Below are 13680 nucleotides of genomic sequence, written 5' to 3' on the forward strand. Positions count from 1 at the left end.
CGGGCTTCAGCACGCGAAGGCAGAATCGTGCGTCCCCCGGGGGCTCTCGTGCGGCGGGTGGGCAGGGATTCTCCCTTTGCGCGTGACGGTCCACGGGAAGGGAGAATCCCTGCCCCTACGTGGCCCCTGGGCGTCGCCACGATTCTTCCTTCGCGTGGCACGGTCCACGAGAAGGAAGACTCGTGCGTGGATCCCGCGCAGAGGGAGAATCGTGGCCGCGCCCCGCAGACCCAGCCAAGTCGAGACCCCCCTGCTCCGGTCGAGGCCCTTTCGGAGACCACGCCCACTCGCAGCCACAGCGACGCAGCAGCAAGGCCAGACCCCCTGCAGCGACGCAGCAGCGAGGACAGACTCAGCCGAGCGACGTCGCAGCACGGGGAGAGGCCAGCAAGCAGCGCAGCGGCGAGCAAAGGCCCACGAAGGGGTCGGGATCGCGTCAGTCGCTGAGCAGGGCGGCGAGCGTCGCGCCCACCTCGTACGCGGCGGCCAGGTGGTCGTCGTCGACGTCGCCCAGGACCTGCAGGGGCTCGGCGGCCTGGCGCCAGGGGAGTGCCTCGGCGATGGAGCGCAGCGAGCGCACGGCACCCTCCGTGTCGTAGCGGCCGTGCACGACGAGGGCGTAGGGCAGGCGGCCAGAGGCGGGCGCGCCCCCACCGTCGTCGGAGAGTGCCCCGCCGATGTCGAGGAACGTGCGGTCGAACAGGTCCTTGACGAGCCCCGACATGTAGCCGAAGTTCGCCGGGCACAGCACCACGATGCCGTCGGCAGCGAGCACGTCCGCGGCCGACGTCTCGTCTGGAGGCAGCGCCCGCACCTCGACACCCTCGATCGCGTCGTCGTGCGCACCCGAGACGAGGGCGTCGCCGAGGGCCGCGGTGCCACGGGTGGGGGTGTGGCGCACCACCAGGAGCGTGGTCACGGCGTCACGTCCGTCCGGATCGAGGGTCGCAGCGCATCGCCCCAGTCTTGCCCGCTCGGCTGTCCTGCGCCACCGCCCAGCCGGTCCACGCAGGTCCGGTGATCCAGGTCATGGAGCGCCGCGCGTGACGAATCACCTTCTGGAGCCGTCTCACCTACGTCCAACCAAACCCCGCGACGACTGGAGACCTCCCATGGCTCGACCCAAGCGCAACGCCTTCGCCCTGCTCGGCTGGATCGTCTGGAAGCTGCTCGCGCTCGTCGGGCTGCCGATGGCCAAGCGCCGACTCGAGGAGAGCAACCGCAACCGGAACCGCAGCCTGAGCCACCGACGTCGCGGCCGTCGCTGACGGCCCCACCACCGACGCACGAACGAGAGGAGCTGCCGTGAGCAGCACGACCCCGCCCACCACCGCCCAACGTCTCGCGGCCGAAGGTCTCGGCACCTTCTGGCTCGTCCTCGGCGGTTGCGGCACCGCCGTCCTCGCCGGCAAGGAGGTCGGGACCGTCGGCGTCGCGCTGGCGTTCGGCCTGACGGTCCTGACCGGCGCCTACGCCTTCGGCCCCGTCTCCGGCGGCCACTTCAACCCGGCGGTGTCCGTCGGGCTGGCGGCGGCTCGCCGGTTCGCGTGGAAGGACGTCCCCGCCTACGTCGCGGCCCAGGTCGTCGGTGCCACCGTGGCCGGTGCCGTCCTGCTGGCCATCGCGCACGGCAAGCCCGGCTTCGACGCCGTGGCGTCGGGCTTCGCGACCAACGGCTTCGGTGACCGCTCGCCCGGCGGCTACGGCCTGTGGGCCGTGGTGGCCACCGAGGTCGTGCTCACCGCCTTCTTCGTCTTCGTGATCCTCGGTGCGTCGGCCAAGCGGGCCGCGGTCGGCTTCTCCGGCGTGGCGATCGGCCTCGCGCTGACCCTCATCCACCTGGTGAGCATCCCGGTGAGCAACACGTCGGTGAACCCCGCCCGGTCCCTCGGCGTCGCCTGGTTCGCGGGTGGTGACGCCCTCACGCAGGTGTGGGTGTTCGTCCTGGCGCCCGTCGTGGGTGCCGTCGTCGCGGGCATCGCGCACGCCGCGCTGCTCGGCGACGAGGAGGCCTGACCGACGCGACGGGCGGCGGCCGCACCTCGATCGACCCGGGCGGAAACTCTTCGCTCCTGTGCGCCGTTGAGCCTTGCAGGGGATGATGGTGCCGTCCCGAGAACCCGACCGAGGGAGTCCCATGGACGACGCCCGCGCCGCCGCCCGTCGCGTGCTGGCCAACATCGAGTCCGTCGTCGACGGCAAGCCCGACGCGGTCGAGGCCGCCCTCGTGGTGCTGCTCGCCGAGGGACACCTGCTGATCGAGGACGTCCCCGGCGTCGGCAAGACGGTCCTCGCCCGAGCCCTCGCACGCAGCGTCGACGGATCCGTCCGGCGCATCCAGTTCACCCCCGACCTGCTGCCCTCCGACATCACCGGCGTCTCGGCCTACAACCAGCAGCGCGGGGAGTTCGAGTTCAAGCCCGGTGCCGTCTTCGCGAACATCGTCATCGGCGACGAGATCAACCGGGCGTCGCCCAAGACCCAGTCGGCGCTGCTCGAGGCGATGGAGGAGCGGCAGGTCACGGTCGACGGCCACACCCACCCCCTCGCCACGCCGTTCAGCGTGATCGCCACGCAGAACCCGTACGAGATGGAGGGGACGTACGCCCTCCCCGAGGCCCAGCGCGACCGGTTCACCGCACGCATCTCCATGGGCTACCCCGACGCCGCCGCGGAGCTGGAGATGGTGCGCGACCGCGACGTCGACAACCCGCTCGACCGGCTGCGTCCCGTGGTCACGATCGACGAGGTGCGCGAGATGATCGTCCGCACCCGCGCGGTGTTCGTCTCCGAGGCCGTGGAGCGCTACTGCGTCGACCTGGCGCGGGCCACGCGCGACGACGCCGCCCTGCGGCTCGGCGCCAGTCCACGCGCCACGCTGCAGCTGGTCCGGGCGGCCAAGGCGCGAGCCTTCGTCCACGACCGCGAGTACGTGCTTCCCGACGACGTCGACGCGCTCACGGGCCTGGTCCTGCCGCACCGGCTCGTCCCGGCCCGTGGGTCGGCGCCCGCCGAGGAGACCGTGCAGCGGATCGTCGCCGCCACCCCGGTGCCGCAGGGGGCGGTCGAGCCCCGATGAGCCCGTGCCGCTCGAGGACGCCGTGAGGCGCACGTCGCTGCGCAGCTGGTCCTCCGTCCGCCTCACGCCGCGGGGGATCGGCTTCCTGGTGGCGGCCGGCGTGCTGCTGGTCGCCGCGCCCGCCCTGTCCCTTCCTGCCCTGCTCAGCGTCTCGGCCATGCTGCTGGGCCTGGTGGTCATGGCCGCCGTCTTCGTGGTCGCGGGGCAGTCGAAGGTCGCGATCGAGCGCACCTTCTCGCCCGAGGTCGTGTCGCCGGGGGCGATGACGACGGCGACCGTCCGGGTCTCGAACCTGTCGGTCCTCCCGGCGCTCGAGGCGCGCTGGGTCGACACGGTCCCGAACGGGCTGAGCGCCGAGGCCAGCGGTGTGCTCCCGGCTCTCGGCGGCAGCCGCACGCGTCGGTCCCAGGTCAGGTTCCGGTACTCCGTGCAGGGTCTGCGCCGTGGACGGCACGCGATCGGCCCGCTGCGCGTCGAGGTGGTCGATCCGTTCGGCCTGGTGCTGCGGCGCCACTCCTTCGGTGGTGCGCAGGACCTGGTGGTGCTGCCGCGCCGGCACACGTTGTGGCCGCTGGCCCCGCACGGTGCCGACCACGACGGCGCCAGCCGCGCCGCGCCCCAGAACGCCGGCATCGGTGAGGACGACGTGGTCGCCCGCTCCTACATGCCCGGCGACGCCCTCAAGCGCATGCACTGGAAGGCCACCGCCCATCGAGGCGAGCTGATGGTGCGCCAGGAGGAGCAGCAGGTGAACCCGCGCGCCGGCCTGGTCCTCGAGACGCGTGCCGGGTCCCACGCGACCGGGCGGGACGGCGGTGACTGGGTGTACTCCCCGGAGCTGGAGTGGGCGGTGAGCGCCACCGCGTCCGTGCTCGGGCACCTGGTCCGGGTCGGCTACGCCGTCGCGGTCCGCGCCACGGGGAGCGCCGTCGACCGCGTGCTCGACGACGGGGACGTGCTCGACGACGCGCTCGTCGACCTCGCCGTGCTCGAGCCGTCCACCGCTCCGACCCTCGACGGGATCGACCCGGGGGAGCGGACCGTCTTCGCCGTGCTCGGTCGGCCCGACACCGATCGCGCGGCCGAGTGGGTCGACGCGCTCTCGCACGCCACCACGGTGCTGGCGCTCGTCGGAGCCGGCACGCGTGACGCCGCCCTCGACGTGCTGTCGGCCGCCGGGTGGCGCTACGTCACCTACACCGCCCAGGACGACGTCGCCGAGCTCTGGTCGGACCTGGGGGTGAGCCGGTCCCGTGCTGCGTCCTGAACCCTCCACCCGACGGGCCGTGACCGCGGCCCGTCGACGACCGTGGCTCGAGCACCTGCTCGTGCTCGCCGCGCTCGGCGCGCTGCTCCTCGGCTACACGACGGTCGTCGAGGGACGCGACTGGTGGGTCACCACCACGCTCGTCGCCGGGCTCGTCGCCCTGGTGTGCGGGGTGCTCGGGTCGGTGGCGCCACGGCTGGCGGTCCCGGTCGGGGCCGTCGTGCTGGTGCTGGTGCTGGGGTGGGTGTTCGTGCCGGAGACCTTCGCCGGTCTCGTGCCCACCTGGTCGACCCTGACGGGGCTGTGGTCGTCGCTCGAGCGCGCCCAGGTGCTGGTCATGGAGGAGGCCGCCCCTGCCGCGGCCGCCCGGCCCATCGTCCTGCTGCTCGCCGTGGCGTTCGGCGGACTGGTCCTGCTGGTGGAGCTGCTGCTGCGACTGCGCCACGGTGCCCTGCTCGTCGGCGCGATCCTGGTCTCGGTGTACGCGGCACCCGCGCTCGTGTCGGGCGAGACGCCCTCGGTGTGGCTCTTCGTCGTCCCGGCCGCCCTGTGGCTCGTGCTGCTGCGGGTCCGCACGCAGAGCGCGGCCCGCGGCTGGTCCACGGTGGTCCCAGCCCTCGGGCTCGGAGGGTCGGCCCTGCTCGTCGGTGTGCTGCTCCCGCCGGTCATGCCCGACGTCACGGCCGTGGCCAAGCCCTGGGGCGAGCCGCCGCCGCAGGTGTTCGGGCGCGGCATCAACCCGATGCTCCAGCTCGGGCAGAACCTGCGCCGCAACAGCTCGGCGGTCGCCGCCACGTACACCACCACGCTCGACAGCCCGCCCTACCTGAAGGTCGCCGTGCTCCGCGACTTCGAGGGACGCACGTGGCGTCCTGCCCGGTCGCAGGCGGGCGATGCGTTCGAGAGCCGCATCGCCATCGACGACGACATCCCCACGACCGAGGCGACGACCCGCGTGCGCATCGACGAGCTGCGCAGCACCATGCTGCCCGTGCCGTACCCGGCACTCGACATCGACGGGCTGCGGGGGGCGTGGACGTACCAGAGGGCAGGGCTGACGGTCACCTCCCGCTCCGCCACCACCGTGGGCCAGGACTACTCCGTCACCAGCCTCGACCGGCAGCCGACGGCCGAGCAGATGCGCGCCCTGTCCACCGGCACCGGCGTCGGGGCGTCGCTGCAGACGTACCTCAGCCTGCCCGGCGACGTGCCGGCCGTGGTCGGCGACACCGCGCGGGAGGTCACCGCCGACGCCACCAACGACTACGACCGGGCGGTCGCGGTCCAGGACTACCTGCGCGACAACTTCGTCTACTCCGAGACCGCCCCGGTGGCCGAGGACTACGACGGCAACGGCGTGCGCGTCCTGGAGACGTTCCTGGAGGAGAAGGCCGGGTACTGCGTGCACTTCTCCTCGGCCATGGCCGTCATGGCCCGCGAGCTGGGCATCCCCTCGCGCATCGCGGTCGGGTACGCGCCGGGCCAGGCGGTCGGCAACGACGACGACGGCGACGCGGTGTACGAGGTCACGTCCGACGACCTGCACGCATGGCCCGAGCTGTACTTCGACGGCGTGGGCTGGGTGGGCTTCGAGCCGACGCCCGGGGTCGGTGCACGCACCGGGTTCGAGGAGCCCGACGCCCCCGAGTCCGACACGAGCGACGACACGACGGACGAGTCGACGCCTCAGCGCCAGGCGGACGCGGCCGACCGCGGTGGGTCCGTGACGCAGGAGGCCGTGGGGGTGGACGACGCCGCCCCGACGGCCCCGCGCACGGCAGCGACGGTGGGTCTCGGGCTGCTCGTCGCGGCCCTGCTGCCCGGTGCGCTGCGGTACGTCCAGCGACGTCGGCGGCTGGGTGGCTCCGCTCCCGACCCGTGGTGGCGCGAGGTCGAGGCGTCCGCGCTCGACGTGGGCCTGGCGGTCCCGGCGGCCGGCACCCCGCGGGGCCTGGCCGACGTCGTCGCTCCCCGGGTCGACCCCGACGACCTGCGTCGCGTGGTCACCGCGGTGGAGCGGTCGCGGTACGCCCGTCCCGGTACGGACGTCTCCGACGAGCGCGAGAGCGTGCGCCGGGTGGTCGATCAGGTCCGGGAGTCCGGGTCCCGCCTCGAGCGGCTGCGAGCGCGCTTCCTCCCGCGCTCGCTCTGGCGACGCGGGTAGGTCGACGGCCGGGCGCCACACCCACCTCCCACTGCCTAGGCCGGGCGGCGGAGGCGTCGCGCGGAGTGGGCGGGTGAGAGGTAGGTGGCGCGCGGAACGGCCGGGTGAGAGGTAGGCAGCGCGCGGAATCGAGGCCCGTATCCGCGTCCCACCTACCTCCGCCCAGCGGATGACGCGCGCCATCTACCTCTGACGGCCCGATCCGGCGCGCACACGTCAGGCAGGTGCGCCGCCGCCCGCGCCCGCTGCCGTGTCGAGCAGGGACTTCTTCTGCACCTTGCCCATCGCGTTGCGCGGGAGCGTCTCGACGAACCGGACCTCCCGCGGTCGCTTGTGCCAGGCCAGGTCGTCGGCCACGTGGTCCACCAGGCGGGCCGCCAACTCGTCGGTCCCGTGCCCCGGGGCCACCACCGTGTAGGCGACGATGCGCTGGCCGAGGTCCTCGTCCGGGAGGCCCAGGACCGCAACCTCCAGCACCTCCGGCACGGCGAGCAGCGAGGTCTCGATCTCTCCCGCCCCGATGCGGTAGCCGCCAGACTTGATCAGGTCGACCGACTCGCGACCGACGATGCGGTGGAAGCCGTGGGCGTCCTTCGTCGCGAGGTCGCCGGTCGAGAACCAGCCGTCGGGGGCGAGCACCTCGGCGGTGACCTCGGGCAGGTTCAGGTAGCCGTCGAAGAGCATCGGACCGCTCACCTCGAGCCGGCCGACGGTCTCACCGTCCGCGGGCACGTCCTGCCCGTCCTCGCCCCGCACCCGCGTCCGAGCGCCCGTCACGGGGACGCCGACCCAGCCGGGACGACGCTCGCCGTCGGCGCGCGTGCTGAGCGTGATCATGGTCTCCGTCATGCCGTACCGCTCGACGAGCGCGTGGCCGGTCAGCTCGCGCAGCCGCTCGAACACGGGGACCGGCAGGGCCGCGCTGCCCGAGACCAGCAGACGTGCCGGGGCGAGGGCCCGCGCGGCGTCGGGGTCGCGGGCGATCCGCGTCCACACGGTGGGCACGCCGAAGTACATCGTCCCGCCGGCGGCGGCGTAGGCGGCAGGGGTGGGCCGCCCGGTGTGCACCACGCGGGACCCGACGTGCAGCGACCCGAGGATGCCGAGCACCAGTCCGTGCGTGTGGAAGAGGGGGAGCCCGTGGGCGACCACGTCGGCATCGGTCCAGTCCCAGGCGTCGGCGAGCCCCTCGATGCCGGTTCGCAGCGCACGGTGGCTCATGACCACGCCCTTGGGAGCGCCGGTGGTGCCGGAGGTGTAGAGGATGATCGCGGGTGCGTCGTCCTCGGCCGGCGTCGGCAGCGAGCCGTCGGACCCCGCCTCGCCGTCGGGCAGGGCGAGGACGGGAAGCTCCACCCCGTCGCGTGGCGGCCCGACCCAGCAGGTGGCGGCGGAGTCGGCGACCACGTGGGCGATCTCGGCCGACCCGGCGTCGGGGGGCACCGGGACCACGGGCACGCCGGCGACGAGGCACCCGACCACCGCCACGACCGTGTCGAGGGTCGGCTCGGCGCAGACCGCGACCGGTCCGTCGTCGGGAAGGTCCCGCGCGAGTGCGGCCGCGGCACGGCGCAGCTCGGACCAGGAGGCGGTCCGGTCGCCCACGCGCACCGCGTCGGGACGGTCGGGTCGCCGCGTGTCGCGGAAGGCGGCGAGGAACGTGGTCGCGTCGGTCATGAGAGCACCATCCCAGGCAGGATCAGGGTGAGGGTCAGGGCGACCGGGCCGATGACCACCATGGACAGCCCCCACCGGGTCAGCAGGCTGGTCATCCGGGGCCGCTCGTCGGGGTCGACGGTGGTGGCGACGTACGTCGCGCCCACGGTGGAGAACGGTGAGACGTCGACGATCGACGCACACACGCCGATCGCGCAGATCATGGCCCAACCGGGGATGCCGCCGTCGGCGATGAGCGGGAGGGCGAGCGGGACCAGCGCGGCGAGCATGCCGGTGGTCGACGCGAAGGCGGAGATCAGACCGGCGGCGGCGCACAGGAGCAGGGCGGCGACGACGGGGGACCCGACGTCGGCCGCGCGCTCGCCGAGCAGGTCGATGACACCCATCTGGGTGAGCACGCCGACGTAGGTGATGATGCCGCCCACGAGCAGGACCGAGCCCCAGTCGATGCGGGTCATCGCGGCCTTGCCCGCGGCGGGGTCGACGAGCGCGAGGACGGCGCCGAGCCCGAAGCCGATCACCCCGATGTCGGGCTCCAGCCCGCCCAGCGCCATCACGACGACGGCGACGACGAGCGCGACCATGCAGACCATGGTCAGCACCTGGTGGGGCTTCGGTCGACCGGGGTCGCGGGGCGCGTCGTCGGAGGAGCCGGCAGGACCGTCCAGGGAGAGCGACGACTGCCCGTACTCGGGCAGTGCCGATCCGCGGGCGACGAGCGTGCGCTCCAGGCGTGACTCCCCGCGCACGCCGCGGCGACGTCCGAACAGCAGGTGCGCAACGGCCAGCAGCACGAGGTTGACGACGACGGCCACGGCGAACAGCAGGAGGGGGCTGAGGTCGATGCCCGCGCTGTCGGCCGTGCCCCACGTGATGATGCCGAACAGGCTGGTGGGCGCGAAGGCGCCCGCGCTCAGTCCGCAGCCCATCGACAGGGCCATCAGCATGGGATCGATCCCGCGCTTGCGGGCGATGCTCATGCCCATGGGCGCCATCACCAGGCCGCCGAGAGGTGCGCCCATGGCGGAGACGGCGGCGGTCAGCAGGAAGAACGTCGTCGGGAGCACCGCGTCGCGGTCCCCGACCTTCGCCAGCGAGGTGTCGATGAGCCAGTCGATGGTGCCGTTGCTGTGGGCGATGCCGAAGAAGTAGGTCACGCCGACGAGCAGGACGAGGATGCTGAGCGGGAACCCGGCGACCACCTCCTCGAGCGTCATGTCGGCGAGCCAGAGGCCGACCACCGCGGCGACGGGGAACAGGACGATGCCGATGTTCACGTTGCGGGCGGCGGCGATGCCGAAGACGACGACGAAGATGCCGAGCGCGACCAGCTGACCGGTCATGGTTCCTCCAGGGTCGGTGGGGGACGAGGCGGCCTGGTCCGTCTGATGGACCGACGTGCCGCCTGTCGGAACGAGCGTGTAACGTAGACCACACGGCGACGAGGGGCAAGCGGGACAGGGAGGCGACATGACGACGGCCAGCGTGGTCACGGCCTTCGCCGTGCTCGAGCACGTCGCGGAGTACCAGCCCGTCGGGCTGTCGGACCTGGCGCGTGCGGCCGGCCTCCCCAAGAGCACGGTGCAGCGGTGCCTGCTCACGCTGCAGGAGATCGGGTGGGTCGAGAGCTCGGGTGCGGCGCCGACGCGGTGGTCGATGTCGCTGCGCGCGCTGTCGGTCTGCGGGAGCGCCGGGGCCCGCGAGAGCCTGCGCGACCTGGCGCTGCCGATCATGAGCGACCTTCAGCTCGTGACGACCGAGACGGTGCATCTCTGCGCGCCGGACGGCGACGTGCTCGTCCTGCTGGAGCGGCTGGACACGTCGCACGCGCTGAGGGCCTTCCTGCCGCTCGGCGAGCGCATCCCCCTGCACGCGTCCGCCACCGGCCTGGCCTACCTGTCGGCCTGCGACGACGCCACCGTCGAGCGGTACCTCGCGGGCCCGCTCGAGCCCCGCACCCCCAGCTCGCTGGTCGATCCCGACGCGATCCGCGCCGAGCTGGCGCGCATCCGCGAGCGCGGCTACTCCGTCAACGAGAACGGTCTGTCGAGCGGCATCAGCTCGGTCGGCGCCGCCGTGCTCTCCCGGTCCGGCGTCGTGGGAGCCCTGTCCGTGTCGGGCCCGTCGATCCGCATCGAGCCCTCGAGGTTCGCCGAGCTGGGCACCCAGGTGGTCGAGTCGGCGAGACGGCTGAGCCGCCTCCTCTGAGAGATCAGGCCGGGGGAGTCCCGTCGCCGAACGGGGAGCCGCCCAGCTCCTCGCGGCGGTGCGCCGTGGTCCACCCGGACAGGTCCGGGCCCTTCGGCACGATGCTCGTGGGGTTGATGTCGGTCTGCACCACGTAGTAGTGCTGCTTGATCTGCTCGAAGTCGGTCGCGTCACCGAAGCCGGGGGTCTGGTACAGGTCGCGTGCGTAGCCCCAGAGGGCCGGCATCGTCGCAAGCGTCTGGCGGTTGGCCTTGAAGTGCCCGTGGTAGACCGCGTCGAAGCGGGCCAGCGTCGTGAACAGGCGCACGTCGGCCTCGGTGATCGAGTCACCCATGAGGAAGCGTCGCGTGGTCAGGCGCTCCTCGAGCCAGTCCAGTGCCGTCCAGAGCCGGTCGTAGGCGGAGTCGTACGCCTCCTGCGACCCGGCGAAGCCGCAGCGGTACACGCCGTTGTTCACCTCGGTGAAGACGCGGTGCATCACGTCCTCCATCTCGTCGCGCGTGGCCTCGGGCCAGAGGTCGGGAGCGCCGTCGCGGTGGTGGTCGTTCCACTCGAAGAAGAAGTCGTGGGTGATCCACGGGAAGTCGTTCGTGACCACCTGGCCGCTGGCGACCTCCACCACCGCGGGCACGGTGATGCCGCGCGGGTAGTCGGGGTAGCGCGCGAAGAAGGCGTCCTGCAGGCGGGGGATCCCCAGCACCGGGTCGACGCCGTCGGGGTCGAGGTCGAACGTCCAGCTGCGCTTGTCGTGGGTGGGTCCGGCCAGGCCGAGCGAGATCGCGTCCTCGAGCCCGAGCAGACGTCGCACGATGACCGTGCGGGTGGCCCACGGACACGCCAGCGCGGCGACGAGCCGGTAGCGGCCGGCCTCGACGGGCCACAGGGGAGCGTCCTCGGCCGGGGGCTTGCCCGTGCCGGCCCCACGGTCGTCCACCGGCTCGCCGCCGGTGCGCGTGATCCGGTCGGGGATGTAGTTCATGTCGCGGTCGAACTCCTGGCCGCTGGTCACGTAGGAGCCGGTCGTGGACTGGTCGCTGCTCATGACCCCAGTCTGGCGGACCTCGTGGAAGGGTGCAGTGCGGTGGGGGAGTCTGGGCGGTGGGGGAGTCCGGGCGGTGGGGTAGGCTGGTCAGCGATGTACGCGAGCCGACTCCTTCTCTGCCGCGTCGAGGTCCACTAGGTCGGGCCCCTCGGCGCGGAGTTCGTCATGCACCGGCCGCACGATGACCCAGACGAACACCCCGAGGAAGAGCCCATCATGACCGAGCCCACCCGCTCCCAGCCCGGCCACCACGGCCTGGCGAACAACGTCGTCTCGCCGCAGAAGACGTCGCCCATGCCGTTCGGCCGCTACCGGCCGTTCGCGCCGATCGACCTGCCCGACCGCACGTGGCCCGCGCAGACCATCACGCAGGCGCCGCGCTGGCTGTCCACCGACCTGCGCGACGGCAACCAGGCCCTCATCGACCCCATGACCCCGGTGCGCAAGCGCCGGATGTTCGAGCTGCTCGTGCGCATGGGCTACCAGGAGATCGAGGTCGGGTTCCCGTCCGCGAGCGAGACCGACTTCCAGTTCGTCCGCTCGCTCATCGAGGACGACGTCATCCCCGACGACGTGACGATCTCGGTGCTGACCCAGGCGCGCGAGGACCTGATCGAGCGCACCACGCAGTCGCTGGCCGGCGCGCGACGAGCCAACATCCACCTGTACAACGCCGTCGCGCCGCTGTTCCGACGCGTCGTGTTCAACGCCTCGCGCGACGAGGTGCGGGCCATCGCCACGCGCGGCACGGAGCTGGTCATGAAGCACGCCGAGCAGAACATGGCCGGCACCGCGTTCGGCTACCAGTACAGCCCCGAGATCTTCACCGGCGCCGAGCTCGAGTTCAGCGTCGAGGTCTGCAACGCCGTCATGGACGTCTGGCAGCCCGAGGGCGGCCGCGAGATCATCCTCAACTTGCCCGCCACGGTCGAGATGGCCACGCCCAACACCTACGCCGACCAGATCGAGTGGTTCGGCCGCAACGTCCAGCACCGCGAGAACGTGGCCATCAGCCTGCACCCGCACAACGACCGCGGCACGGCCGTCGCTGCCACCGAGCTGGCCATGATGGCCGGCGCCGACCGCGTCGAGGGCTGCCTCTTCGGCCACGGCGAGCGCACCGGCAACGTCGACCTCGTCACCGTCGGCATGAACCTGTTCAGCCAGGGCATCGACCCGCAGATCGACTTCACCGCCGGTGGCATCGGCATCGACGAGGTCCGACGCACGGTCGAGTACTGCACGAGCCTGCCGGTGCACCCGCGCCACCCGTACGCGGGCGACCTGGTCTACACCGCCTTCTCCGGCTCCCACCAGGACGCCATCAAGAAGGGGCTGGAGGACCTCGACCGCATCGCCGCCGAGCAGGGCGTCGACGTCTCCGAGGTGCCGTGGGAGGCGCCCTACCTGCCGATCGACCCGCACGACGTCGGCCGCACGTACGAGGCCGTCATCCGGGTCAACAGCCAGTCCGGCAAGGGTGGCGTGTCCTACCTGCTGAAGACCGAGCACCAGCTCGACCTGCCGCGGCGTCTGCAGATCGAGTTCAGCCGGGTCGTGCAGACGCTGACCGAGGGCGAGGCGGGCGAGATCACCGCCGACGGCATCTGGGCGGCGTTCAGCGGCGAGTACCTCGAGCGCGAGGAGCCGTACTCTCTCGTCACCTTCAGCTCCACCACGTCGGCCGACGGTCACGACCAGCAGGTCGTCGACCTCGTCGTGCGGGGCCGGGAGCGCTCGTTCAAGGGCGAGGGCAACGGCCCGGTCGACGCGTTCGTCGACGGCATGCGTCAGGCCGGGTCCGACATCCGGGTGCTCGACTACACCGAGCACGCGCTGTCGTCCGGTGGTGACGCACTCGCCGCGGCCTACGTGGAGTGCGAGATCGCCGGCGAGATCGTGTGGGGCGTGGGCATCCACGCCAACATCGTCATGGCCTCCCTGCGCGCGGTCGTGTCGGCCGCCAACCGGGCCGAGGCCACCACGATCCCCACCGCCTGACCGGTTCGTCCGGTCGGCACGGTGCACGTCGACGAGCACGGTGGCGGGACGCCGGGTCCACGAGATCCCCGGCCCCGCCGCCGTCCTCGACGACGTCGACCGTGACGGACGTGGCGGCTTCACCCAATCGTCACCACTGCACCGTCCGGTCGGTACAGACACGGGCCCTCCTGCTGGCTAGCATCGGTGTGACGCCGACCACCCCTCGGTGTCTTCCGTACGCGACGTGACCCGTCGCCGGC

The 13680-nt window shown here is 72.5% G+C and carries 11 protein-coding genes; 7 read left to right on the forward strand and 4 right to left on the reverse strand.

Features of this window, described 5'->3' with window-relative positions:
- Positions 1-436: 436 nt before the first annotated feature.
- Positions 437-919 carry a flavodoxin family protein gene (locus tag NBW76_RS07905; RefSeq protein WP_056555354.1) on the reverse strand — a complete coding sequence of 161 codons (483 nt, stop codon included), beginning with the start codon at positions 917-919 and terminating at the stop codon, positions 437-439.
- A gap of 193 nt (positions 920-1112) precedes the next feature.
- On the opposite strand from NBW76_RS07905, the gene NBW76_RS07910 reads away from it, so the two are divergent.
- The 5 genes from NBW76_RS07910 to NBW76_RS07930 all read left to right on the forward strand — a co-directional run bounded on the left by NBW76_RS07910 (position 1113) and on the right by NBW76_RS07930 (position 6510).
- Positions 1113-1268, forward strand: a complete 156-nt coding sequence (locus tag NBW76_RS07910) for a hypothetical protein (protein WP_156364825.1) — start codon at positions 1113-1115, stop codon at positions 1266-1268.
- A 37-nt stretch (positions 1269-1305) separates the two neighbouring features.
- Positions 1306-2016, forward strand: coding sequence for an aquaporin Z (gene aqpZ, locus NBW76_RS07915; RefSeq protein WP_056555356.1), 711 nt, complete (start codon positions 1306-1308; stop codon positions 2014-2016).
- A gap of 121 nt (positions 2017-2137) precedes the next feature.
- Entirely contained in the window at positions 2138-3079 is a 942-nt protein-coding gene (locus NBW76_RS07920) for a MoxR family ATPase (RefSeq protein ID WP_055965337.1), read from the forward strand.
- 4 nt (positions 3080-3083) lie between these two features.
- Positions 3084-4346: a DUF58 domain-containing protein gene (locus NBW76_RS07925; protein ID WP_055965340.1), complete on the forward strand. Its 1263-nt coding sequence runs from the start codon at positions 3084-3086 to the stop codon at positions 4344-4346.
- A 19-nt stretch (positions 4347-4365) separates the two neighbouring features.
- Positions 4366-6510 (forward strand): DUF3488 and transglutaminase-like domain-containing protein, encoded by a 2145-nt coding sequence (locus NBW76_RS07930; protein ID WP_056555359.1) that lies wholly within the window; start codon positions 4366-4368, stop codon positions 6508-6510.
- Between the two features lie 216 nt (positions 6511-6726).
- Here NBW76_RS07930 and NBW76_RS07935 read toward each other — a convergent pair whose 3' ends face one another.
- Both NBW76_RS07935 and NBW76_RS07940 read right to left on the reverse strand, forming a co-directional pair.
- On the reverse strand, positions 6727-8187 hold the full coding sequence (locus NBW76_RS07935) for an AMP-binding protein (protein ID WP_056555362.1): 1461 nt from the start codon (positions 8185-8187) through the stop codon (positions 6727-6729).
- The gene (locus NBW76_RS07940) at positions 8184-9530 is read right to left on the reverse strand and encodes an SLC13 family permease (protein WP_055965348.1); all 1347 of its coding nucleotides are present in this window, start codon (positions 9528-9530) and stop codon (positions 8184-8186) included. Before NBW76_RS07940 ends, NBW76_RS07935 begins: the two co-directional genes overlap by 4 nt.
- A 127-nt stretch (positions 9531-9657) precedes the next feature.
- On the opposite strand from NBW76_RS07940, the gene NBW76_RS07945 reads away from it, so the two are divergent.
- Positions 9658-10395, forward strand: a complete 738-nt coding sequence (locus NBW76_RS07945) for an IclR family transcriptional regulator (protein WP_056555365.1) — start codon at positions 9658-9660, stop codon at positions 10393-10395.
- Between the two features lie 4 nt (positions 10396-10399).
- On the opposite strand, the gene NBW76_RS07950 is transcribed toward NBW76_RS07945, so the two are convergent.
- Entirely contained in the window at positions 10400-11437 is a 1038-nt protein-coding gene (locus NBW76_RS07950) for a glutathione S-transferase C-terminal domain-containing protein (RefSeq protein ID WP_056555368.1), read from the reverse strand.
- 294 nt (positions 11438-11731) lie between these two features.
- Here NBW76_RS07950 and leuA point away from each other — a divergent pair, with 294 nt between their 5' ends.
- Positions 11732-13438, forward strand: a complete 1707-nt coding sequence (leuA, locus tag NBW76_RS07955) for a 2-isopropylmalate synthase (protein ID WP_056555754.1) — start codon at positions 11732-11734, stop codon at positions 13436-13438.
- Positions 13439-13680: the final 242 nt, after the last annotated feature.

The organism is Aeromicrobium sp. Leaf245 (assembly GCF_942548115.1).
Lineage (GTDB): Bacteria > Actinomycetota > Actinomycetes > Propionibacteriales > Nocardioidaceae > Aeromicrobium.